The organism is Arenibacter sp. ARW7G5Y1, assembly GCF_003201775.1.
In the GTDB taxonomy this organism is placed as follows: domain Bacteria; phylum Bacteroidota; class Bacteroidia; order Flavobacteriales; family Flavobacteriaceae; genus Arenibacter.
Window position 1 is genome coordinate 65,158 of record NZ_QJJZ01000019.1, and the last position, 25,367, is coordinate 90,524.

At 39.3% G+C, this 25,367-nt stretch carries 19 protein-coding genes and 1 other RNA gene; 8 read left to right on the plus strand and 12 right to left on the minus strand.

The features are described from left to right. Window positions 1-106 precede the first annotated feature (106 nt). Window positions 107-1,396 carry a fumarylacetoacetase gene (gene fahA, locus C7972_RS20665; RefSeq protein ID WP_110358072.1) on the minus strand — a complete coding sequence of 430 codons (1,290 nt, stop codon included), beginning with the start codon at window positions 1,394-1,396 and terminating at the stop codon, window positions 107-109. A gap of 111 nt (window positions 1,397-1,507) precedes the next feature. Between fahA and glyA the strand changes: the two genes are divergently transcribed. Beyond that, window positions 1,508-2,782, plus strand: a complete 1,275-nt coding sequence (glyA, locus tag C7972_RS20670; RefSeq protein WP_110358073.1) for a serine hydroxymethyltransferase — start codon at window positions 1,508-1,510, stop codon at window positions 2,780-2,782. 97 nt (window positions 2,783-2,879) lie between these two features. On the opposite strand, the gene C7972_RS20675 is transcribed toward glyA, so the two are convergent. From C7972_RS20675 to C7972_RS20710, 8 genes are all read right to left on the minus strand, one after another. Then, a complete protein-coding gene (locus C7972_RS20675) occupies window positions 2,880-3,551 on the minus strand; it encodes a hypothetical protein (protein WP_110358074.1) in 672 nt (223 codons plus the stop codon). Between the two features lie 255 nt (window positions 3,552-3,806). Continuing rightward, window positions 3,807-4,475 carry a response regulator transcription factor gene (locus C7972_RS20680; RefSeq protein WP_110358075.1) on the minus strand — a complete coding sequence of 223 codons (669 nt, stop codon included), beginning with the start codon at window positions 4,473-4,475 and terminating at the stop codon, window positions 3,807-3,809. A 24-nt stretch (window positions 4,476-4,499) separates the two neighbouring features. After that, window positions 4,500-6,566 carry a tetratricopeptide repeat protein gene (locus C7972_RS20685; protein ID WP_110358076.1) on the minus strand — a complete coding sequence of 689 codons (2,067 nt, stop codon included), beginning with the start codon at window positions 6,564-6,566 and terminating at the stop codon, window positions 4,500-4,502. Between the two features lie 104 nt (window positions 6,567-6,670). Beyond that, window positions 6,671-7,363: a hypothetical protein gene (locus C7972_RS20690; protein ID WP_146216364.1), complete on the minus strand. Its 693-nt coding sequence runs from the start codon at window positions 7,361-7,363 to the stop codon at window positions 6,671-6,673. A gap of 141 nt (window positions 7,364-7,504) precedes the next feature. Next, window positions 7,505-8,236, minus strand: coding sequence for a LytTR family DNA-binding domain-containing protein (locus tag C7972_RS20695; protein WP_110358078.1), 732 nt, complete (start codon window positions 8,234-8,236; stop codon window positions 7,505-7,507). A 147-nt stretch (window positions 8,237-8,383) separates the two neighbouring features. Beyond that, a complete protein-coding gene (locus tag C7972_RS20700; protein WP_110358079.1) occupies window positions 8,384-9,907 on the minus strand; it encodes a hypothetical protein in 1,524 nt (507 codons plus the stop codon). 17 nt (window positions 9,908-9,924) lie between these two features. Further along, window positions 9,925-10,323: a thioesterase family protein gene (locus C7972_RS20705; protein WP_110358080.1), complete on the minus strand. Its 399-nt coding sequence runs from the start codon at window positions 10,321-10,323 to the stop codon at window positions 9,925-9,927. A gap of 2 nt (window positions 10,324-10,325) precedes the next feature. After that, window positions 10,326-11,366: a glutaminyl-peptide cyclotransferase gene (locus tag C7972_RS20710; protein ID WP_110358081.1), complete on the minus strand. Its 1,041-nt coding sequence runs from the start codon at window positions 11,364-11,366 to the stop codon at window positions 10,326-10,328. 203 nt (window positions 11,367-11,569) lie between these two features. Here C7972_RS20710 and ffs point away from each other — a divergent pair. The 3 genes from ffs to fsa all read left to right on the plus strand — a co-directional run bounded on the left by ffs (window position 11,570) and on the right by fsa (window position 13,319). After that, window positions 11,570-11,668: signal recognition particle sRNA small type (gene ffs, locus C7972_RS20715), an RNA gene on the plus strand. A 115-nt stretch (window positions 11,669-11,783) separates the two neighbouring features. Then, a complete protein-coding gene (locus tag C7972_RS20720) occupies window positions 11,784-12,593 on the plus strand; it encodes an SDR family oxidoreductase (RefSeq protein WP_110358082.1) in 810 nt (269 codons plus the stop codon). Between the two features lie 72 nt (window positions 12,594-12,665). Next, the gene (gene fsa, locus C7972_RS20725; RefSeq protein ID WP_110358083.1) at window positions 12,666-13,319 is read left to right on the plus strand and encodes a fructose-6-phosphate aldolase; all 654 of its coding nucleotides are present in this window, start codon (window positions 12,666-12,668) and stop codon (window positions 13,317-13,319) included. A gap of 172 nt (window positions 13,320-13,491) precedes the next feature. Here the strand turns inward: fsa and C7972_RS20730 are convergent, their stop codons facing one another. Beyond that, on the minus strand, window positions 13,492-14,880 hold the full coding sequence (locus C7972_RS20730; protein WP_110358084.1) for a transaldolase: 1,389 nt from the start codon (window positions 14,878-14,880) through the stop codon (window positions 13,492-13,494). Window positions 14,881-15,053: 173 nt separating this feature from the next. Between C7972_RS20730 and C7972_RS20735 the strand changes: the two genes are divergently transcribed. Continuing rightward, a complete protein-coding gene (locus tag C7972_RS20735) occupies window positions 15,054-16,682 on the plus strand; it encodes an ABC-F family ATP-binding cassette domain-containing protein (protein ID WP_110358085.1) in 1,629 nt (542 codons plus the stop codon). Between the two features lie 25 nt (window positions 16,683-16,707). Then, window positions 16,708-17,091 carry a hypothetical protein gene (locus tag C7972_RS20740; protein WP_110358086.1) on the plus strand — a complete coding sequence of 128 codons (384 nt, stop codon included), beginning with the start codon at window positions 16,708-16,710 and terminating at the stop codon, window positions 17,089-17,091. Window positions 17,092-18,330: 1,239 nt separating this feature from the next. Here C7972_RS20740 and C7972_RS20750 read toward each other — a convergent pair. Further along, a complete protein-coding gene (locus C7972_RS20750; protein ID WP_258364915.1) occupies window positions 18,331-19,077 on the minus strand; it encodes a hypothetical protein in 747 nt (248 codons plus the stop codon). 225 nt (window positions 19,078-19,302) lie between these two features. On the opposite strand from C7972_RS20750, the gene C7972_RS20755 reads away from it, so the two are divergent. After that, window positions 19,303-19,869: a fasciclin domain-containing protein gene (locus tag C7972_RS20755; RefSeq protein ID WP_110358088.1), complete on the plus strand. Its 567-nt coding sequence runs from the start codon at window positions 19,303-19,305 to the stop codon at window positions 19,867-19,869. Here C7972_RS20755 and pheT read toward each other — a convergent pair. Then, on the minus strand, window positions 19,861-22,287 hold the full coding sequence (pheT, locus tag C7972_RS20760) for a phenylalanine--tRNA ligase subunit beta (RefSeq protein ID WP_110358089.1): 2,427 nt from the start codon (window positions 22,285-22,287) through the stop codon (window positions 19,861-19,863). The two genes, C7972_RS20755 and pheT, sit on opposite strands and share 9 nt — an antisense overlap. A 201-nt stretch (window positions 22,288-22,488) precedes the next feature. Between pheT and C7972_RS20765 the strand changes: the two genes are divergently transcribed. Then, window positions 22,489-23,712, plus strand: coding sequence for a peroxiredoxin (locus C7972_RS20765; RefSeq protein WP_110358090.1), 1,224 nt, complete (start codon window positions 22,489-22,491; stop codon window positions 23,710-23,712). Window positions 23,713-25,367 lie beyond the last annotated feature (1,655 nt).

The following is a 25,367-nucleotide window of genomic DNA, read 5'->3' on the forward strand; positions in this document are numbered from 1 at the left end:
GGTTTAAAAATATTTTGGATATAGTTCAATAGCTATGCCAAAATAGTTCTATACACCAACGTTAAACTATTCGGTATCGTACAAACGGGGGTATTTTTTTGGGATATTATTTCTTCTTTTGCTGGAATACCGGCAGTAATTTGGTGGAGACTTCCCCGAAACCAATTCGCACCTTATCCTTTTTGCAATAACCGGTTATGGTCACAGTGTCATAATCTTCAATGAATTTTCTTGTGGACCCGTCCTCCAAGGTCAGGGGCTTTTCCCCACGCCAGGTAAGCTCCAACATGGAGCCATAAGTATCAGGGGTTGGACCGGAGATAGTACCACTGCCCATCATGTCACCACTATTCACTTTACAACCATTTATGGTATGGTGGGCCAATTGTTGGGCCATGGTCCAATACATATACTTAAAGTTGGAACGGGTAACGGTAGTGGCCTTGCTGCCTTCGGGCTTTATGGATACTTCTAAATTTATATCAAAACCTTTTTTTCCGGTCTGTTGTAGATAGGGCAGGGGTGTGGGGGTTTGTGCCGGACTAGCTATCCTGAAAGGTTCAAGGGCGTCGAGGGTTACGATCCAGGGCGAAATGGAGGATGCAAAATTTTTGGCCAGAAAGGGACCTAAAGGAACGTATTCCCATTTTTGAATATCCCTAGCACTCCAATCGTTAAAAAGTACCATGCCAAATATGTAATTTTCAGCCTCCTCGACCGGAATAGGTTCTCCCAAAACGTTGGCATCTGTGGTAATAAATGCCATTTCCAGTTCAAAATCCACTAATTTGGAAGGGCCAAAAATAGGTTGTTCCTCCCCGGCAGGTAGGGTTTGTCCCATGGGTCTTCTAACCGAGGTGCCACTGGGTACGATAGATGAGCTTCTTCCGTGATATCCTACCGGTATGTGCAACCAATTGGGAAGTAGCGCATTCTCTGGGTCCCTAAACATTTTGCCAACATTGGTCGCATGTTCCTTACTGGAGTAAAAGTCCGTGTAATCCCCTATTTGAACTGGAAGCTGCATCTCTATTTCGTCCATGGTAAAAAGAACAATATTTTTGTGTTCTTCATTGTTCTTTAGATCGTTGTTGTTGATATCGAATATTTCGCTGATCCTGTTTCGGACCAAGCGCCAGGTCTTTTTGCCGTCGGATATAAAGTCGTTAAGAGTGTCCTGTAAAAAAATATCATCGGTTAATGGAATGTCCTTAAAATAACCCAATTGATGCAATGCCCCTAGATCTATTGCGTAATCACCAATTCGTGAGCCTATAGTGATAATGTCATCTCTGGTCAGGAAAACTCCAAAAGGGATATTCTGAATGGGGAAATCAGAATTGATGGGTACCGGTAACCATGTTTTTTTTTCTGGATTATTAGTTTTTAATGGCATTTTCGAGTTGTTAACTTGTGTTTGATAAATATCTTATCAAATATATTATTTTCTAGGAATTAACGGTCGGCAATTCGTATTTTTGCACATTATTTAATAGAATATTACTTTATGCAACGCGACAATCAAATTTTTGAACTAATTGAGGCGGAAAAGGAACGCCAAATAGATGGAATTGAACTAATTGCTTCCGAGAATTTCACTAGTCCCCAGGTAATGGAGGCTGCGGGATCGGTATTGACCAACAAATATGCAGAAGGATATCCTGGCAAGCGCTATTATGGAGGTTGTGAAGTAGTGGACAAGATAGAGCAATTGGCCATTGACAGGGCTAAACAATTATTTGGAGCGGCATATGCCAATGTTCAACCACACTCAGGTTCACAGGCCAATGCTTCCGTATATCATGCATGTCTAAAGCCAGGGGATACCATTCTTGGATTTGATCTGTCGCATGGTGGTCATTTAACCCATGGTTCTCCCGTAAATTTTTCGGGTAGATTGTACAATCCTGTATTTTATGGGGTAGACGAGGAGACGGGTGTGCTTAACTACGATAAAATTCAGGCCATAGCCAAGAAAGAGCAACCTAAGCTTATTATAGCGGGGGCATCTGCTTATTCCAGGGATATGGATTTTAAAAAATTCAGGGAAATTGCGGATAGTGTAGGGGCTATACTTTTGGCCGACATATCCCATCCGGCGGGACTCATTGCAAAAGGAATTCTTAACGATCCAATACCACATTGCCATATAGTAACCACAACTACGCACAAAACTTTGCGTGGTCCAAGGGGGGGACTTATATTGATGGGTGAAGATTTCGACAATCCTTTCGGGATCAAGTTAAAGAACGGTTCTTTGAGAAAAATGTCCGCTTTATTGGATTTGGCAGTTTTTCCAGGCAATCAGGGGGGGCCGTTGGAGCACATCATTGCAGCAAAAGCAATTGCCTTTGGGGAGGCTTTGACCGACGAGTTCTTGCATTATATGCTTCAAGTAAAGAAAAATGCTGCGGCCATGGCAAGCGCATTTGTGGATAAAGGGTATAAAATTATTTCTGGCGGCACGGATAACCATATGATGCTTATTGATCTTCGAAATAAGAATATTACGGGGAAAGATGCTGAAAATGCTTTGGTAAAAGCCGATATTACCGCCAATAAGAATATGGTTCCCTTTGATGATAAATCTCCTTTTGTGACCAGTGGTATACGTTTTGGTACGGCCGCGATAACTACGAGAGGTTTAAAAGAGGACCAAATGAAGCTTATTGTAGATTTAATAGATCAGGTGATAATGAATCCTGAAGATGGGAAGATTATTGATGCCGTTAGGGAAAAAGTAAATGGCCTAATGCATTCCAGAGCGTTGTTTAACGCTTAATATAGACTTAAAATGCTGTCCAGAAAGAAATACGGTCAGGTCTTAAATATTTAGACTTCGTTACTTTTTGGACAGTTTTTTTTTATGACCAAATTCCTTATTCACTAAGGATTTGAATGTCTCCAAAGATAATGGTTTTGGAGTTTAGGTCATAAATGCCCGCTTCTTCGGTTTGGTCATAATACATTCCCCAAAATCCAAAATAGTCGTTAGTAGTGTTGTTGTCTGAAACAATATTTTTTAATTTGGCATCGCTCTCCAGGGTATCCTCTTCAAATACGGGAATAAATACTTCGAAGGGGGTCTCACTCAGCCCTTTTGTATAGTATACCTTGTGGTTGATGAGTTCCGTAAAGATATTTTCCAACTGGTCCACAATACTCTGATCGTAAATTTTGCTGATGAGTATGGTAGTGTCTGTCAATGATATGGTTAGTTCACTTATATCTATGGTAATTCCGTTCAGTTCTTTAAGTTCGGAATAGGCCAATAGGAATAATATCGTCTTTTCCTCATCGGATTTTTTTGGGGGACCGTTGCAAGGTGATGGCTTATTTATATAAAATAATGCTTCATCCAGACTTAGGTTGCATCTAAGGTCTATGATCAAATTGGCGGACTCTTCCTTTGGGCCGTAATTACCGATACTGACCTCTGCAAAAAAATGCTTTTCCAAACTTCTTCTAAAAGCTTCCAAACCAATAATATGGTCGGTGCTTTGTGTTCCAATTTTTGGATTATTGAAAAATTCGTTTCCCGATTTAGACATCCTAAAAGTAATTAATTAACAAACTTGTGTCAAAATTAGGCTAATGCTTTGTCCTTAATTCGATAAAAACCTTAGAAAAAATAAGGTTTTAATGTAAATAGGGTGTATTCGTCGAAAAAGTATACGTTGAATGGTAAAGAGGTGTGTTCAACGTCTTAAATGGAGCGCAATAAAGGTGTCTGACAATATTTTTTGGCAATTCTGGACAGTAAAGTTAAAAAGGGCTGATAAAGTGGAAAAACAGCAAGGATTTGATTACAGAAATCCTCTGTTTCGTGCTTCATGGACCAGGGCCAAGTCGTTTTGTTTTTCTACACCAAAAATCACCTTTAGCTGTCTTTTTCTGTTTTCTATCCCTGCCAGCGACAAGTTTATAAAATCTACCATGTCTTTTGTTCTGGTGCCAATGGAAACATGATAGAGTATTTTTTTGTCATTATCGTCCAATAAAAGATCATTGGACACCTTTTTTCTAATGGCCATCAAGGCTTTCTGACTATAATAGGGGGGTGAACTGATTACGCCTCTGACCATGGCAATAAGGGATTTCTCATCCACTTCGGATTTCACCATATAGCCATCGGGGTTCACATTCTTTAGAATACTGTTTATTCTGTAATTATCACTGAATGAGGACATGAATACAATTTTTGTATCGGGGATTATCTTTCTAGCGAAAATACCTAGGTCCTCTCCGGTTCGGGGTTCCTCCAAATGGGTTTCTGTTAATTGTACATCCAACAATAAAAGGTCATATTTGAAAGATCTGGCCGAATCCTCTATTTTTTGTTTTCCAATTTCAAAAGTATTGGCCGCTTCCACCTTTATCTGAAATTCTTCAAATTCGGCAGCCTCCAAAAGATATTTATATCCAGTAGTAATCATTTCATGATCATCCACCGTTAAGACTCTTAAAGTTCTCATGCTATTATCAATTAAAATAATCTATTAGACAGATAGAGGTTCCGCCTGTTCTTCCATAACACATGGGATGGTAACGATTACCTTTGTCCCCTGTCCAATTTTACTGTGGATGTCATAAGTGCCATTCAACTTTTCCAATCGGGAATTAATGTTTTTAAGTCCTATTCCTCTTTTTCCCTTCTTTTGGTCAAAACCAACGCCGTTGTCCAATACTATAATTCGTACATGCTCCTTTTCGGATTCGAACAGTAGGTCCACCTTAGTAGCCTTTGCATGTTTTATACAATTCTGTAAACTTTCCTGTACTATTCTATATATGTTAATTTTTATATCGCCCTTTAATTGGTCCCAATCTATTCTGTTGTCGTACTTAAAATGACATTTTATTTTAGAGGAATCTTGAATTGTTTTGACCAATTCTTCAATGGACACTATAAAGTTATGAATTTTTTCTTGCGATGCTCTGCTTAATTCATGGGAAATTGTACGGATTTCTTCCTCCAAACCTTGTAATTTTTTAAGTAGGTCACTGCGTTTTAGAACGGAATCGGAATCGGTTTTATTGTTAAGTCCGGAAAGAATTAAACGGATACCCAACATTTGCCCTAAAATACCGTCATGTAACTCCTCTGAAATCCGTTTCTTTTCCAGTTGTTTACCTTCTTCTACCTTTTTGTTTTGGGCCAGTAATAAATTAAATATTTCCTGATTGGCCTTCTGCTGTGCCTGTTCAAATCTCAATTTTTGATTTTTACGGCGTTGATCTATGGTAATCAATATAAATGCTGCAAGAACAAATAGGGCAATGGCTATCCCTATCCATAATTGGCGCTGCCGGGTCAGTAGTTCATTTTGTTCAATAAATTCATCCGTTTCGAACCGAATCCTTGTAAATTTATTTCTCGTGGTTCGTTCCTCTCGAAGCAGGCTGTCGTTTAATCTAATGTATTCCTGAGTATAACGGGCCGCATGTATGGGGTCCAGTCTTGCCATATGCTCCAGGGATTCGAGTAGCCTAAAATTGTTCCCGGTCTGTTCAGAGACCATTTTGGATCTTAAGGCGTACTGTAAGGCCATCGCTGTATCTTTCTGACTTAAATAGTAATTTGATATTTCGAAAAGGGTATTGGCTAAACTTCTTGGGTCATGGATACTATCCTTAATTCTTAAGGCTTTTTTAAAAGTGGAAAGTACTTCGGTGGTGTCCCCTAGTTTGTTTTTACTGTTCGCATAGTTTGAAAGTGCTATAGCATACAATCGTGTATCAAAATGGTATATGTTATCTGTATTAATTACTTTTTTAAATGTTTCAACGGCCGTGTTGTATTCGCCTTTATCAAGATATACTTTACCTATGTTGTTAATAATGTTAAAGCGAGTTTGATCGGACCTATCTGTTTTGTCCAAATAGAATAGGGCCTTCTCGTAATATTCCAAAGCCTTCTCGTATTCTTTTAAAGCGTTGGTGACCGAACCCAGGTTATTATAACATAAATATAATTGATAATATTTGTCCAAGGGTTTAAAGAACTCAATGGCTTCAATGGTAGTGACTTCACTGGCCGTGTAATCCTTGATATTGGATTGTATCCTGGCCAAATTATATAAAACTCTACCGGTAGAATAGTTATCTTTTAAGGATTTGAATATTTTCTCGGCCTCTACATAATGATAATAGGCACTATCTTGTAAGCCATTATCTTCCAAAAAGGAACCAAGATCCCAGTGATTATTGGCCAGGGCATTGGAATCTCTAATTTTTTTGGACAGGGATAGAGCTAAGTTATTGGAACGTCTAAATTGTAAAGAGTCCCCTAACAATGCATAATAATAGGATATTCTAGAAAAATGTTTCGATTTAAGGGAGTCATTTTTTTCTTGCAAGGCTAAATCAAAGGCCTTGGAAAGATTTTGACGATATTCCTCGTCGGAATTACTATTTTCTTGCGACAACCAGTGGGTGATACTGTCGTTGGATGGAAGTGCTCCTGAATCTTTTGAGCGAAAGGAAGCATCCCTGCAACTGACATGCATCAGCTGTAGGAAAATCATTAATAAGAACAAGAATTTATAATTGACTTTTTTCTCCATGAAGGTGGAAAGATAAAAAAAAAGCCCTAAACAAATTTGTTTAGGGCTTTATATTTTATAGAAGTAACTTGAACCTTTTGGCTCCTGAACTTATCTCCTTTGGCTTATGCAATAGCGCTGTTAACCTTTTGAAAATCAGTTGTTGCCTTGGGAGGGTCCCTTCTTTCCTTTGGTACACTATCACCATCGGTTGCAACCGCGTTGTCATTGTACTGGAAATCGATTGATGCCTTTGGAGGGTCCCTTCTTTCCTTTGGCACACTGTCACCGTCTGTGGCAACTGCATTGTCATTATACTGGAAATTATCGGTAGCCTTTGGAGGGTCCCTTCTTTCCTTTGGCACACTGTCACCGTCTGTGGCAACTGCATTGTCATTGTACTGGAAATTATCGGTAGCCTTTGGAGGGTCCCTTCTTTCCTTTGGCACACTGTCACCGTCTGTGGCTACTGCATTGTCATTGTACTGGAAATTATCGGTAGCCTTTGGAGGGTCCCTTCTTTCCTTTGGCACACTGTCGCCATCGGTGGCAACTGCATTGTCATTGTATTGGAAATTATCGGTGGCCTTTGGAGGGTCCCTTCTTTCCTTTGGCACACTGTCGCCATCGGTGGCAACTGCATTGTCATTGTATTGGAAGTCATTGGTAGCTTTGGGAGGGTCCCTTCTTTCCTTTGGAACACTATCGCCATCAGTGGCAACTGCATTGTCAATAGTTGGAAAATTTTCTTGGATTCCCATGGCAAATAAGCCGATACTAAGAAGTACTACGGCAAACATAGATAATAATCTTTTCATTTTTAGTGGTTTTCGAGGGTTAATAAGGTTTATATCTAGTGCCAAATTAACAATGAAAAGACATGAAAAAATTATGTAGGAATTATCTTTAGTATAGGTGGGAGTTCTATTAGTGAGCGTACCGTTTTTGTGAGAATTTGTTTAATTAAGGGCAGAAATAGTGTTTTTGGACAACACTTTCTTTAGATTGTCAATGTTACTTTTGTAGGATTTGGAAAAGGGTAATTGTAGTTTGTCATGCTTTAATGTGCACAGCCCTTTACCATAATTGATCCTAGAGACGAAGTCGATATTTATAATATAGCTCTGGTGAACCCTTACGAAATTCGTAGGTAAATTGTTCTCAAAAGTCTTTAACGTTTTAAAAGCACTTATAGTACTACCGTCTTTCATAAAAAAGTCGGTGGCATTGTTATCGGCCTGTAAATACATGATTTCTTGGGTATTTATATACCGATAATCCTTATAGGACTGAAGTAAAAGTGTTTTGGGCTCCTGTTCCTTGGGGGTTTTTAATTTTAACCTTAAGAGGGTCTTTCTAATGTCGAATTCGTTATAAGGCAATAACCAATAATCAAAAAAATGACATTTTAAGGCTTCAAACGCAAATTGCTTCGTTTTCGAAAATCCGATGAAAATGGGAATTTCCTTTAAATATTGATGCATTTCCATAATCATATGAAAATACTCATGGGCCTTTTCATTCAAATGGATGAAAACAACATCCGGAGATTTTTTAAGTATACCATTCAGGCCATCTACACTGTTTGTGGCTACTCCTGAACAATAAAATTCACCATATTCTTCCATATAATGTTGAAGCTGTAAATTGGATTGGGCATCAGAGTCCAAAATGGTATAGGAATATTCCATAATTTCAGATGATTTTAAGGCAATTTAACGATACCCCGTAGCAAAGGGGGGTATTTGAACCTTAGAAAAACTAGGGTTTTCATTTTATTGGCAAAATAATTGAAATTTGAAGGAATTTTCCTTCATTGTATGATGTATAATACTATTTTATTCTGGGATAATGACTTCATATGCGCCAAGTGTTGGATTTTTGGTACGGCCCGCGCCTAAAATATCTAAGGGAACCATCTGTGCCGTAGCCAGATTTCCTGCTCCAATGGCAACTGAATTTTCCTTGACCAAAAAACTATTGGATGCGGGAGAGGCAAATAGGGGATCCAAATTTAGTAGCATATTATTATAATGGGCTGTATCGCTGAAATTGAATAGATCATTTTCAGAACTGTTCTTTAACTTTAAGAGACAGTTTTCAAAGTAATAATTAAACACTGAGTTTTTATCTTCACTTAGGTCCAATTCGTTCTGATTACTTCCGTATATGATGCAATTGTTAAAGTCGGCCCTTACTAGGTCATAAGAACTGCTACCGTCCGAATTGGAATTGTCCAAGCGTAGGGCCGCACTAGAGCGGAATCCGTATTTCCAATAGTTGGCTATGGTTGCATGGATAAAGCTGTAATCTCCCCCTAGGTTGCAGTAAAGGGATATGTTTCCTGCACTTCCCAAAACCAGATTTTCACTTCTAATTACAGCTGTTTTAGCCCAAAGGTTTACATTTTCGCTATTGTAGATTTGGGAATTCTTTATGGATAAAGTAGTTTCCTCAAGAGTATTGTCGCCCTGGACAAGAATGCCCACCGTAGCATTTTTAATAGTGAGGTATTCTATTTGGTTATGTATGCTACCCTTGGAAAGCCATATGGATCCCCATTGTCCCGGAACATCGGTATAGTTGGGTTCTAGGCGATCTCCTTCAAAAACAACTTCATTTTCCAGTACGTCCCGGTCCTCGCTTAATTTACCGTTAATGTGAAGGGAAGCATTTTCTTTTATCAGTATTCCTGAATCTTTGTGGAAATGCACACGTGTACCGGCCTCCATGCTTAAGGTCCTACCTGGTGGAACAACAGCGTAGCCGTATATAACATAGGGTTTGTCTTTAGTGAAGTTGAGCTGATCTGTTCTTAGTGGGAAACCTTCGACTTTAATTTCTTCCCCAGATTCCTTAATATCAAGAACAATGGTCTCCCGTTGCCCGTTCACGGACCTTTTGGGGTATAAAAAAATGGCATCCCTTATCAGGGTAACCAATTGAACTTCTTGCAAATGCGTATCCTTGTCGAATTGAATGGCATCGGTATGTAAAAATTCCTTGGCCTCCGTATTGGCGATATCTGCAGTGGTTTCCACAAAGATGTATAGGCTATCTTGGGCGAACAAAGGGATGTCCCTAAATGATTGTCCAGCTTCCCCATCCACATTTAAGCGATACTTGCTATTGTCCCCATTCTTGAGCTGGATAGTTGGGATGCTGATATCGGTTGAGCTGCGGTTATACACCTTTAAGGAGTAGGTACTACTGCCAATGTTGCTGAAAATAGTATCCAAATAAACAGTGTCCTTGGAAAATTCCAATGTACCGTTACTTTTGGTATAATCGAAGTCCGTCCTACATGAGAAAAATAATAGGAGTAGAACAAGGGTAGAGGGAATACAAAAAGTCTTTAGCACGGATTTTATATGGATATTTAGGTTTGGGTGAGAAATATACCTTCTATTTCCGGAGATATTCTCATAGGTTTAAAGGTTTCGGAGTTCAACAAACACCATTCGGTTTTGGATTTGACAAGCAATTGGTTGCTTTCTTTGTTGTACATTTCAACAATCCTAACACTTACGGGGCCTTTGGTTTTATCTATATAGGTTTTTATTAAAATTACATCGTCCAATTTTGCGGCACTTTTGTATGTTATATGATGGGTCAATACCACCCAGACCGTAGTGTTGATCAAATCTTTAGGGGCTTTGGCCTGCCAATGTTCCTTGGCAATATCCTGCATCCATTGTACATATCGTACATTGTTAACGTGGTTTAGGTCATCCAGATCATCTTCTACCACCTTTATGGTTTTTTCAAAAATTTCCATAGTTACTTTTTAAGGATGTTTACCTCAAATAATTTGTCCCAGTTTTTTCCGGTAACGAAGAAGGTCTTTCTTTCTGGATGATAGGCTACCCCATTAAGTACGTCAAGATTCTGATGCTGGGTAACCCTTTCCTTTAGGCCGCCAAAATTTATAACGCCTTCAATGGCGCCACTTTTGGCATCAATGATCATCATACTTTCCTTTTGATAGACATTGGCATATATTTTTCCATCTACATATTCCAGTTCATTGGCCTTATTGAATATGGAGGTGTTGGTTACCGTTTCAAAATGCCCTTCTTCTGCCATGGTTTCAGGGTTTAAAAACCAGATTTTCTCGGTGCCATCACTTTTGAAAATTTTGTTGCCATCGTTGCATAAACCCCATCCTTCCTTACTTTGGTTATATTTAAAACTATCTATTTTCTTAAAATCCCTACGGTCGTAAATAAATCCAACGCCACTTTGCCAGGTGAGTTGATAAATTTTATCGTTTAAAATAGTGATGCCCTCCCCAAAATAAGTGTTGTCCAAGTCTATTTTCTTTAGGATTTCCCCTGTTTTATAATTCACCTGCCTTAAAGAGGATTTTCCTTTTTTACCCGTACTTTCATATAATGTATCCTTATAAAACTCCAATCCTTGGGTATAGGCGTCCCTGTCATGGGGGAATTCGTTGAGGATTTCATAGGTGTAGATCTCTGGGGCGTGCTCCGCCAACAATTTAATTCCTTTGGACACTTCAACGGTTTCGCCATCGAAACGAATGTTGGCGGTCAAGGTTTTTGCTCCGAGTTCCAATTGGTCCAAGGTAATTTTATTGTTGTTCAGGGCAATTTCCTTATTGTCCAATGTATAGGTGATCTGTTCTATTTCTTTATTCTTGAGATTTTTGACAGAAACACCAACTACCTGATTTTTTTGAAATTCAGTCCGGTTTCCTTCCAGCTGAATCTCGAAGAGTTTAGATGGATTGGTGGTACCGTCACAGGCCAAAAAGAACAGGGGGATTATGAAGAATAGGTTTAGTTTTAAGGTGTTCATTTTTTAATAAGGGTATAATTTATAATATAATCCTAGTGGGTAAAGTGCCTGGGCCGAACAATTATTTTTTCAATTTTTATTTAGTTGTCTTAAAATCAACCCGCTATCCCGAAATGGATTTGGCAACTTTATAAGGCAAGATATTTAATAAAATTAAGACCTGAAAACGATTGCAAAAAAATTAAAAGATTGTATATTTGCATCGGCAAGTCCTACACGACCAGCTCCTGTAGAATCCCCCAGGGTGGGAACGCAGCAAGGGTATATGGTTGTAGCGGTGCGATGTAGGTAGCTTGCCATTTTTTGTACCCTATAGTGAAGTTTTTTTCTTTTTTGAGCTATTTGGCGTAGATATCATTTTTATAAGCCTTCCGATTCCTTATTTATTTGTTAATTTGCATCCTTAATTTTCTATTAATGGAACAAAGGGTTGTACTGATTACCGGAGGTTCTTCTGGCATTGGAAAATCGATCGGGATTTATTTAAAGTCCAAAGGTTTTAAAGTATACGGAACAACAAGACGGGTGGCGGGACATGCTGATTTTACCGACTTTGAACTATTGGAATTGGATGTGAGAAATCCGGAAAGTATAACAACTGCCATTTCGGAGCTAATGGCAAGGGAAGGAAGATTGGATATTCTGATAAACAATGCAGGTATTGGAATTACGGGTCCAATAGAGGAAACGCCACAGGAAGAGATATTAAAGGCGTTCGATACCAATTTTAATGGCCCCCTGCATATGTCCAAAGCGGTCTTACCGCATATGAGGCAACAGAAAAAGGGATTGATCATCAACATTACATCCATAGCAGGGTATATGGGCTTACCGTACAGGGGTATTTATTCTGCCAGCAAAGGAGCATTGGAGCTGGTTATGGAGGCAATGAGAATGGAAGTAAAAGGATTTGGGGTGAACATAACCAATTTGGCCCCAGGAGACTTTGCTACCAATATAGCCTCTGGGCGTTACCATGCCCCAATTTTGGAGGACTCGGCCTACAAGGAATCTTATGGAAGTACCTTGAAAATGATGAACGAGCATGTGGATAGTGGTCAAGACCCCATGATGGTAGCCTATATGGTATATGAAATAATCAATACAAAAAAACCTAAAGTCCATTATAAGGTAGGACAGTTTATGCAAAAGTTCTCCTTATTTCTTAAAAAAATATTACCGGACAAAGTATATGAGAAACTATTGATGAACCATTATAAATTGTAATTTTGCGTGACTCAAAGATAGACATGCAAAAAGGCAATATCTTTAAAATTAATAATTTAAAAAGCAATTAACATGAAGTTCTTTATTGACACAGCTAATTTGGCACAGATAAAAGAAGCCCAGGAATTAGGAGTATTGGATGGGGTAACCACTAATCCTTCCCTAATGGCCAAGGAAGGTATTACCGGAAGAAACAATATTTTGAAGCACTATGTAGATATCTGTAATATTGTGGATGGCGATGTATCTGCCGAGGTTATTTCCACTGATTTGAAAGGTATGATCAAGGAGGGTGAGGAATTGGCAGAACTGCATGGGCAAATCGTAGTTAAAGTTCCTATGATAAAGGACGGAATCAAGGCTATAAAATATTTTGCCGACAAGGGAATAAGGACCAATTGTACTTTGGTATTTTCCTGTGGGCAGGCATTGTTGGCCGCTAAAGCTGGAGCAGCCTATGTTTCTCCATTTATTGGTAGGTTGGATGATATTTCAACGGACGGTCTAAACTTGATCTCTGAGATTAGGCACATATATGATAATTATGAGTTTGATACCCAAATATTGGCGGCTTCGGTAAGACACACCATGCATGTGATAGATTGTGCCAAAATTGGCGCCGATGTTATGACCGGACCTTTGTCGGCCATTGAAGGTTTGTTAAAACACCCTTTAACCGATAGTGGGCTGGCCAAGTTTTTGGAAGACTACCAAAAAGGGAACTAGTTTTTCCACGATTCCAAATAGTACAAAGCCTCTTTGGTCCATGGGACAAAAGAGGCTTTGTTGTTCTTAATATTCTGTTTTAACCGTAAGGATAAAGAAAAAAGGATTATTGGAATTAATGATCGGGATGTTCTTGGGCCGAAGGATCCATTATTTGCAATGGGAAGGTATGTTAAAAACTGCTATATAGATCAGCAAATCCGTCTACAATAAGACCATTTTTGGTAATAATGCCCTTATTGAGGCCTCCTATTACCAAAGCATTTTTTAGATTTTCAAAATCATCGGTACGGAATTGCTTTTCGGTATCCAATTGATTGGTACTCAGCAATGATTGCCACCTTAGGGCGTCCGTGTTGCAATTTATTCCAATAAAAGTAAACTCTGGCCTATTTTTGGAGAGCTGTGCCACACGCCTAAGGACATTTTCAAAGTTGGATCTTTGGGTCCCGGACCAAAAATAAAACACGGTATTTTTCTCTTTTTCGGCTATTTCCTGTAGGGTCACCAAAGTTCCATCCGTATTGAAAACTGAAATATTAGGCAATTTATTACTAGGCTGCAGATTGTTTACCCCCTGATAAATGGCTTCTATTTCGGCACTGTGCCTGTTGTTCCCGGAACGTCTGTGAAAGTCGCTTATAAAGATCCTATTGTTTTCATCAGTATCATGTACATTTATTAGATAGTCTATGGCAACATTTCTGAATAGATTATCCCTTAGGTCCTTTTCCGTAACCAAACTGTCTATCAGCTTTAACTTGTGTTGGTTAAAATGTAATTTGTTCTTAATGATATTATAGTGTGCATCCTCGCATTTTGTATAACATCCCATATAGGATAAATTATTAAAATGCGTCTTCATATAATTGTAGTAGTATCTGTGATAGGATAGATTTTCATTGTTGTAGTCTATCTTATTCCTATAATCATAAAAATTGTCCGGAAGATCAGGGAGGGTGTTTTTTCTTGTTCTCCTCATGTTCCAGAACGGGTACTTTTCCTTGTAGATGTAATAATTGTAGTCTATACTGGCCTTGGCCATATCCTCTGCTTTTGTGGACAGGTTTACTTCCGTTACCAGCTCGTTGAGGGTGTTTAATTTAATTGTCTTTATGGAATCCAGTTTACGGGAAAAGTCCACCGGATCAAGTTGGGAAAAGGAATAAACTATGGCAGGCTCTGATTCCGTACTTAAAAAGAACTCCACAAGAAAATTATTTATTTCTTCGCCCCTCCCGGAAAATATTAATGATTCGTCAAAGTCCTCCGTATTCAAACGGATCATTAAACTATCGCCCCTTTCAAGATAAACGTACTGTAATTCGGGACTATGGTCAAAATGATATAGACCTTCCACAACAGTATCCAGCTGTATAACGAATCTATTTTCGTCATTAAGTTTGGCTGAATCCACAACAATATCGTCTTTAAAAAGTACAACATATTCGCTTGTGGGATTTACAATTTCACCAGCAAAGAATGCACCAGGGGATTTTTTTTCTATCGTACTGCAACCAACTAATGCAATAAGAAAAGAATATAGTAAAGGTTTATTCATATGAGAATAGCTACTTTATAGTGAACAAATCTAATAAACTCAAGAGATACAGGCTGTTAATTGTGAGTTAAAACTATTGTTCCTTAGTTAAAATGACATCTGTAACCGTTGAAATATAGTTGCTTGAACGGGTTTATTTTTGTTATTTTTGCACAAAATTTAAAACATATTATATGCTATCAGTATCAAATTTATCTGTGCAATTTGGAAAAAGGGTTCTTTTTGATGAAGTAAACGTATCCTTTACACAAGGTAATTGTTATGGTATTATTGGTGCCAATGGAGCGGGAAAGTCCACATTTTTACGAATTCTTTCGGGACAAATAGATCCTACATCCGGCCATGTTCACTTGGAGCCAGGAAAAAGGATGTCCATCTTGGAACAAAATCACAATGCCTATGATGAATATACGGTTTTGGAGAGTGTTGTCATGGGCAATAAGCCTTTGTTCAAGATAAAAAAGGAGATCGACGCCCTTTATGCAGACTATAGTGACGAGAATGCGGATAGAATAGGGGAGCTGCAAGTGCAATTTGAGGAAATGAATGGTTGGAATGCCGATAGCGATGCAGCAGCCCTGTTGTCCAATTTGGGAATTACGGAGGAATTCCATTACACCTTAATGGGCGATTTGGATTCCAAACTCAAGGTTAGGGTTTTATTGGCCCAGGCCTTGTTCGGCAATCCGGATGTATTGATCATGGATGAGCCTACCAACGACCTGGATTATGAAACCATCAATTGGTTGGAAAACTTCCTTGCCGATTATGAGAATACGGTTATTGTAGTTTCGCACGATAGGCACTTTTTGGATTCTGTTTGTACGCATATTGGGGATATAGATTTCGGGAAAATGAACTTATACTCGGGGAACTATACATTTTGGTATGAGAGCAGTCAATTGGCGGCAAGACAAAGGGCACAACAGAACAAAAAATCAGAAGAAAAAGCCAAGGAATTACAAGAGTTTATTCAAAGGTTCAGTGCCAACGTGGCAAAGAGCAAACAGGCCACTTCCAGAAAGAAAATGTTGTCCAAATTAAAAATTGAGGACATCAAGCCTTCAAGCAGACGATACCCAGCCATTATTTTTGACAGGGAAAGGGAGGCAGGAGATCAGATATTGAACGTGGAAAAGTTGTCCGCTTCAACGGAGGAGGGTGAAATTTTATTTCAGGATGTCAATATCAATTTGGCCAAAGGCGATAAAGTGGCTATAATTTCCAGGGACTCAAGGGCCACAACGGCATTTTACGAGATTATTAATGGGAATAGAAAGGCGGACAGTGGTTCCTTTCAATGGGGGGTAACTACCAACCAATCATACCTACCTGCAGATAATGCCTCCTTCTTTACAGAAGATATCAATCTTGTGGACTGGTTAAGGCAATGGGCCAAAACAGAAGAAGAAAGGGAAGAAGTTAATATCAGGGGGTTTTTGGGAAAAATGTTGTTTAGCGGTGAAGAGGCATTGAAAAAATGTACGGTATTGTCCGGAGGGGAGAAAGTACGTTGTATGTTGAGTAGAATGATGCTAATGAGGGCCAATGTAGTTATGTTGGATGAGCCTACCAACCATTTGGACCTAGAGAGTATAACCACTTTCAATAATTCCTTAAAGAACTTTAAAGGCACTGTTCTCTTTACGACCCATGATCACGAGTTTGCCGAAACTGTAGCGAATAGGGTAATAGAATTGACTCCTAAAGGTAATATTGATAGGTATTTGACGTTTGATGATTATATGTCCGATAAGACCATAAAGGAACAGCGCAACAAAATGTACGCCGTTCCAGTGTAGTTTTGTAGGACCCTATTCTTACATAATGAAAACCTATCTCTACCTATGCATGTTTATTGCATGTCTTGCCGTGGGTTGTTCCGAGGAAGGCGTTGGGGAAAAGAGTGACGATGCTCCAAGCCTATTGGCCAACTATACCGTAATACTTCAAAAAGACGGGGTTTTGAAAACGGCTTTTTTAAAAGCCGATTCGGATGGAATTGACGTTGATCCGGACAATGGCGATTTTGAAAAAATGCCTCAGCCAAAACTATACTACAGGAATGGTGACAAAATGGGGTTTTATAAACCCGAGGAGGACTGCAGTGCCCATATTACGGTTCACGAATACATAATTAGGAAAATAACCAGCCATGAGCTAAACAAACCTGCCTTCCGGCAGGCAGGAGAAAAGACTCTTCTTCGCTAGGTGGTCCCTAAAATCTCTGGATTTTAAGGACCGATGCCATGGCCTAAATTATTTCCAGGGTTTCAATAATTCTTAACGGCTATGCCATCTCCACGACGGAAGAAGAACGACCTAACCATAGACCTTGAGTGCAATGCCCAAAGTTATTTAATAACGGAAAATGACTTATCCCCACATGAAGGTTGACGGAACGAAAGGACCGGCCTATTTTCAATTTTGTCTTAAATCAAGTGGTTTTCACATTGGAAGGTGGAAGGCGTCCATAGAGCATTTCACCCAAGTGAAAGCGGCCTGGACGCCGGGGCCGTGGAAAGTGCGTAGATTTAAAGAAATTTAAAATCAGCCTGCCTTGGCTACAGCTGGCTCCTCCTAACCACAAGGTACCCCGTACCTTGGTTGTTCGGCCCTGGTCGTTTTTTATTCATCGGCTGGTCTATTGATTTTTAATGGTATTCATGAATGCTGCGCATTTGGGCGATGCAAAAAATGAACAGGACACAAAAATGAGATAATTTGGAAATTTGAAAATGTAGCAATGAGTCAATGTGTTAATTTGCTTTCTAGCTTTTGGCCGAGGAACACAGATCATTGCTAATTGCTAATCGTTCTTTGCTTACGGAAAGGGATCAAGGACCTTGATGTCAATGCCAAAGGTTTTTAATAACGGAAAATGACTTATCCCCACATGAAGGTTGACGCAACGTAAGGACCGGCCTATTTTCAATTTCGCCTTAAATCAAGTAGTTTCCACATTGGGTTCAGGTAGGCGTCCATAGAGCATTTCACCCAAGTGAAAGCGGCCTGGACGCCGGGGCCGTGGAAAGTGCGTAGATTTAAAGAAATTTAAAATCAGCCTAGCGTTTTTTGGTTCGTTTTTTGGGCGATGCAAAAAATGAACAGAACACAAAAATGAGATAGTAAATTATATCTTTTTGTAATTCACACACAACTTTTGGGATTGATCCGTACTGTTTTTGCGGAAGACTTAAATTGTGACCTGAATGTAAGATCGGTAGCTTTTTCCGGAAAAAAAGGCCTTTTGGCCTGTGTTCTGCCAAAGGACACTAAAGAAATCAATTATTTATTAAGGATTTTGGATCTCACACAAAGCCCAAGTGCATATATCGATGTAACATTGTCCAAAGAACCCGTACAACTCTTGGTTGCTAAATTGATTTGGACGGTATTCCCATGGAATTGTTTTCCGACTAAAACAGATTGGACAGCAGTATTTTTTCCCTAGGTTTTTTGGTACTTGGAATTCCAGATGGCCGGATTGAAATTTTTGCCCATGGCAAAGCCGTAAAATATTACTATGGAAGCAAGACATTTAAACATAAATAGGAAAATCACCCAAAATTGAAAGCTGGAACCTTCCTTGGAGAACAACCCGTTGGGGACCAGTAGGGTAACCAAATAACTAATGCCCACTATCAGGGCAATTAGATTAACCAAGCTCTTGAAGGGCCACATTAATATCTTTCGCAGTGGATGCAGATCACGGCCCCATTTGTGGATTAAATAGTAATGGTCATTCCCGATCGGGGCAAACAAAATGGGGTCATCCCTATCTTCCAATTTGAAAAGCTTTGAGGGGGCCAGGATCTTAAACCCCTTTAATTCCAAATTATGGACTTTTTCCAGTTTATTAATTTTGGAAATGGCATCCGTAGGAATTGCACCTTTAAAATAATGCGAATCCAAAAAACGCAGCCTATAGTCGACCGCTATTTTTTTTATATGCCGAATATGGTAAATTTTATCAGTCTCCAATAGATCAAAATCAAAGGCATTGGAGATCACTGTGTCCTTACTTATAAGGTTGGTCCCAATTCTTTTCCGGGCTTCCCTATCTTCGGCCAAAAGACGATACACCTCATTTAATAATTGATTGGCAGACTTGTCCCTTTGCTTTGCCAGAATAAGCTTTTCCTGAATATTGGTCCTTCTCAATAACATTTGATATTCATTTATAGCAATGGACATAAAGTTAAGGAAATAAGATTTTCGATCGAGATTTCAACCGTTAAAATTGGAAATAAACATGGTAAATAAATGGCAATTTGATGTTTTTCCCGCCTAAGTATTGGCATTGTGGTATTAAAAAATATAGTTAATAACTTTTTTTAAAACAATAGATCGAATATTGTATATTGTCGAGGAATTTAACCGTTCGTCGATTTTTACTATCATTACCAAGCCCTAGAACCAATGAAAAGCTATGTGACCTTTTGCGCTCTATTATTTTTGATTACCTCCATTGGTTTTGGCCAAACGTCGTTCAAGGAAAATTGTTTTTTAAAAAAAGAAAATTCAATAATAGAAAGTACCGCCGATTCTGGACACCACTATACTTTGTTGGAAGCGGTAAAGGCAGCCAATTTGGACAAGATATTGAACGAGGATGGTCCGTTTACTGTATTTGCGCCCTCAGATCTGGCTTTTAAAAAACTCTCACAAGTAGACTTGAAGGAATTATTATTGCCGGAAAACAAAAAGGAACTCTTTTCGCTTTTAACCTACCACATTGTTGCAGGCAACATAACCGCCTCAAAAATTTTGAAGGCTTTGTGCAACGGGAATGGCAAAGCAAGTTTTACGACGGTACAGGGCGATAAAATTTTCGCCTCCATGGACGGATTGGATATTGTACTCATGGACAGGGCCGGTAATAGGGCCAAAATCACCAATGCCGATGCCAATCAAAGCAATGGGGTTATTCATGAAATAGACAGCGTTATTCTGCCCAATATACTTTCTGCGGCAAATTTACCTTAATTCGGCTCCCAATTCGCTTTCATAGCGGTGTAGGAGCTTATTCATTATCTTATCTATCTGTTTGTCGGTCAAGGTACCGTTCTCATCCTGTAAGGTGTAGCTTACGGCATATGACTTCTTGCCTTCTGGTAAATTCTTGCCATTGTAAACATCGAAAAGGTTCACATTTGTTAAAAATTTCCGTTCAGTCTGAAGTGCTATATCATAAATCTGTTTAAAACTTACCTGCTCATCTACTAAAAGGGCGTAGTCTCTCTTCACTTCAGGGTATTTTGGAATCTCTGTATAGACTATTTTGCTGTTCACAATGGCTTCCAAGATATAATCCCAGTCAAAATCCGCAAATAGCACTTCTTCCTTAATATCAAATTCCTTTAAAATGGATTTCTTTACGACCCCAATGCTCACAATTCGCCTATTGGCCAAAAGCAAGGTTATCCCTTCCGATAGAATATCACTGGAATTAGGTTGGGAAATAAGTTGGGTCAGTCCCAATCTATTCAGGAGATTTTCCACAATGGCCTTGAGGTAAAAGAAGTCGGCCTTTTTGGGTGGTGTGGTCCAAGTGTCCTCCAATCTGTTCCCAGTGACAAGAATGCTTAGATGCTTTTTTTCCTCTCTTTGGGTCTGATATTGGTGATAGGTTTTTCCAAATTCGAATATTTTAAGGTTTTGCATCTGCCTATTGCTGTTGTGGGCAATGGCCTCTAAACCTGAGAACAGCATAGATTGCCGCAAAACGGATAAATCTGAACTAAGGGGGTTTAGCATGGAAATGGTGTGCTCTTCCTTTATATCTCCCGACAATTTGTTGTAGGCGGGGGAGGTTAAGCTATTGGCCATTATTTCATTAAAACCTTTGGAAGCCAAAAAATTACCTATAATGTTTTGGATCTTATAATCCTCAAACTTGGAAGTAGGGGCTATGGAGGCGTTTAGTTTTTCTTTGAACTCAACATTATTATAGCCGAAAACACGAAGAATTTCCTCAATCACGTCTACCTCCCTTTGAACATCAACTCGGTAAAAAGGAATTGATAATCCCAGGCCGGATTCCGTTACGTTCTTGACCTTTATGTCCAATGAGGCCAATATGGATTTTATAGTGTCTTTAGGTATTTCTTGACCAATCAATTTATTTATTTTGTCAAAAGTTAAAAACACGTGGTAGTCATCCTTCTTTTTTGGATATATATCTACAATGTCCGAGGTAATATCACCACCTGCAATTTCGTGGATAAGCAGGGCGGCCCGTTTAAGGCAATATTCAACATTATCAATATCAATCCCCCTTTCAAAACGGAAGGAAGCATCTGTATTTATACTGTGCCTCTTGGCCGTTTTTCGCACGGATACTGGGTTAAAGAAGGCACTTTCCAAAAATATGCTACTAGTACTTTCCGTTACCCCGGAATTCTGCCCTCCAAGGACACCGGCTATGCAGAGGGGTTTTTCCGTATCGCAGATCATAAGATCTTCTTCATCCAAGCTGCGTTGAACACCATCCAAAGTGATAAAATTGGTTCCTTTGGGAAGCGTTTTGACCACTATTTTGTTCCCCTTTATCTTGGCGGCATCAAAGGCGTGTAAAGGCTGCCCCAACTCGTGCAATACATAATTGGTAGCGTCCACCACATTGTTTTTTGGGGTAATTCCAATTGATCTCAATCTATTCTTGAGCCAGTCTGGCGATGGTTGTACAATTAGATTGCTAATGGTTATGCCACAATATCTAGGGGCCAGTTCACTTTTAACTACCTCAACATCAATTTTTAATGATCGGTTTACAATATTAAAATTGGTCACTGGAGGAGTAATCAATTCCTTTAGGATGTCCAGTTGCTTAAATCCTGCTTTTAAATCCCTTGCAACTCCAAAGTGGCTCATGGCATCGGCCCTGTTTGGGGTGAGACCAATCTCAAAGACCTCATCCACTTCAATTTCGAAAACTTCGGAACAGGGCGTTCCAACTTTTAGGCCATCGGGGAGTACCATAATTCCATCATGGCTTTCGCCCAATCCCAGTTCATCTTCGGCGCAGATCATACCATGGCTTTCCTCACCTCTAATTTTCCCTTTCTTTATCACCCATTTCTCTCCTTCGGGCGTATACAAGGTTGTTCCTATGGTAGCCACTGCCACTTTTTGGCCAGCCTCAACATTGGGGGCGCCACAGACGATTTGCAATGGAGCTTCTAGACCTATATCTACAGTGGTCAATTTTAGTTTATCCGCGTTTGGGTGTTTTATGCAGGTTAAAACTTCCCCGACCACGATACCTTTCAATCCTCCTTTGACAGATTCAAAAGGGGAAATACCCTCAACCTCCAGGCCTAGATCAGTTAATAATTCAGCTGTCCTATTAGAATCCCAGTCAATTTTTAAAAACTGCTTCAACCAGTTGTAAGATATTTTCATCGAGTTTTTTTAAAGACCTCAAATATAAAACAATGCTAGAAGACATTCAATACGTATTTGATTGAATGTTTTATTTTTTATTATCCAAAATTTTTTGTTACTTAACTTGGTATTTTTTTCAATCCCCCATTTCAATTCACGGGACCAACCTGTGGATAGGCCCGATAATTCCCCCCTTGGTTTAATTTTTAATGATTTAACATGAAGCGCATTTTCTTCATATTTGGTCTATTTGTAATGCTTAATGGCTGTAGGGACTTTAATACCGGTGTTTTGGCAGAAGGTATTTGGTTGGCCCAATTAACCGTGGGCGACGACCAAAGTTTACCTTTCAATTTTAGGCTTAAGGAGGTGGAAAGGGGTACCTACACAATGGAATTGTACAACGCCGATGAAACTATTTATATCGATGAAATAAAGGTGAAGGGAGATTCGGTGATCATAAGATTGCCTGTTTTTGAAGGATATTTGGCTGGAAAATTTACGGCACATGGGATACGTGGTAAATTTATCAAGGAAAACGAAGACAGGGTATTGCCCTTTAGGGCTGTCCATGGAATTAAGGAACGCTTTAAAAGTAAGGGTATTCCAAACACCAATATTTCAGGTGACTGGGAAGTGGAATTTATACCTGAAGAAGGGGAAAGCTATAAGGCCAAAGGTATCTTTAAACAAGTTGATGATAAGGTTTCCGGTACTTTTAGGACCACTACGGGCGATTATCGTTTTCTGGAAGGCATCAATAGTGTGGATTCCGTAAAGTTCTCCACCTTTGACGGTGCACGTGCCTACTTGTTCAAAGCCAAAACTACGGATAGCTCCATGGTGGGAGTGTTTTATTCCGGTAACCATTCCAAGGAATTTTTCAGGGCAAAAAGGAATGAAAATTATGAGCTGCCCAATTCCGAAGCTTTGACCTATTTAAAAAAAGGATATCACACACTAAGCTTTTCGTTTCCGGATTACAATGGCAATTTAGTGTCCTTGTCAGATCCCGCCTTTAAGGATAAGGTGGTCATAGTTCAAATTATGGGGACCTGGTGCCCAAATTGTTTGGATGAAACCAAGTTTCTGGTAGAGTATCTAAAAAAACACTCCAATGAAAAAATAGCTGTTGTGGCCCTTGCCTTCGAATATGCCAAAACCAGGGAGTCCGCCTATAAATCCATTGATAGACTTAAGGAAAGAATAGGCGTTCAATACCCTATATTATTGGCCCAATATGGTGGTATAGACAAGGAAATGGCACAAAAAAAGTTGCCAATGCTAAATCATGTACTTTCCTTCCCAACTACTATAATAGTGGATAAAAAGGGTGATGTGCAAAAAATATACACGGGTTTCAATGGTCCGGCCACAGGAAGTAATTACGAAAGTTTTAAGAAAGATTTCCACTACTTTATACTTCAGCTACTCCAAGCTTAAAGGAATTTTGTTCAAATAAAAGCGAACCTTAAGTCGTAAAAATTAATCGGGAGGTGAATGGGCATACAAAGCGTTCCAGTGGTTTTTAATTGTTGATAGGATGATGGGGGATCAAGAATAATTGTTGTGTTTATGAAAAAAAGGGATTAATTTGATCAGTCGTGTTTTTTGACAAATAGTTTTTATTAATAGGAGCAATTTAGAAAAACCAATGATTAAATTATTTCCAAGGCTTCAATAATTCTTAACGGCCATGCCATCTCCACGACGGAAGAAGAACGACCTAACCATAGACCTTGAGTGCAATGCCCAAAGTTATTTAATAACGGAAAATGACTTATCCCCACATGAAGGTTGACGCAACGAAAGGACCGGCCTATTTTCAATTTACTTAAGTGGTTATTATTGCCTGCCTTCGGCAGACAGGTTTTTTATAGGTTTTCGTGAATCTTCGATTTCGTCTTAAATCAAGTGGTTTTCACATTGGGTTCAGGTAGGCGTCCATAGAGCATTTCACCCAAGTGAAAGCGGCCTGGACGCCGGGGCCGTCGAAAGTGCGTAGATTTAAAGAAATTTAAAATCAGCCTGCCTAGGCTACAGCTGGCTCCTCCTAACCACAAGGTACCCCGTACCTTGGTTATTCGGCCCTGGTCGTTTTTTATTCATGGGCTGGTCTATTGATTTTTAATGGTATTCATGAATGCTACGCATTTGGGCGATGCAAAAAATGAACAGGACACAAAAATGAGATAGTAAATTATTTCCAGGGCTTCAATAATTCTTAACGGTCATGCCATCTTCACGACGGAAGAAGAACGACCTAACCATAGACCTTGAGTGCAATGCCCAAAGTTATTTAATAACGGAAAATGACTTATCCCCACATGAAGGTTGACGCAACGAAAGGACCGGCCTATTTTCAATTTCGTCTTAAATCAAGTAGTTTCCACATTGGGTTCAGGTAGGCGTCCATAGAGCATTTCACCCAAGTGAAAGCGGCCTGGACGCCGGGGCCGTGGAAAGTGCGTAGATTTAAAGAAATTTAAAATCAGCCTAGCGTTTTTTGGTTCGTTTTTTGGGCGATGCAAAAAATGAACAGAACACAAAAATGAAATAATTTCGAAATTTGAAAATGTAGCAATGAGTCAATGTGTTAATTTGCTATCTGGCTTTTGGCCGAGGAACACAGATCATTGCTAATTGCTAATCGTTCTTTGCTTACGGAAAATGACTTATCCCCACATGAAGGTTGACGCAACGTAAGGACCGGCCTATTTTCAATTTCGTCTTAAATCAAGTGGTTTTCACATTGGAAGGCGGAAGGCGTCCATAGAGCATTTCACCCAAGTGAAAGCGGCCTGGACGCCGGGGCCGTGGAAAGTGCGTAGATTTAAAGAAATTTAAAATCAGCCTAGCGTTTTTTGGTTCGTTTTTTGGGCGATGCAAAAAATGAACAATACACAAAAATGAGATAGTAAATTATTTCCAGGGTTTCAATAATTCTTAACGGCCATGCCATCTCCACGACGGAAGAAGAACGACCAAACAATGGACCTTGAGGGCAATGCCAAAGGTTTTTAATAACGGAAAATGACTTATCCCCACATGAAGGTTGACGCAACGAAAGGACCGGCCTATTTTCAATTTACTTAAGT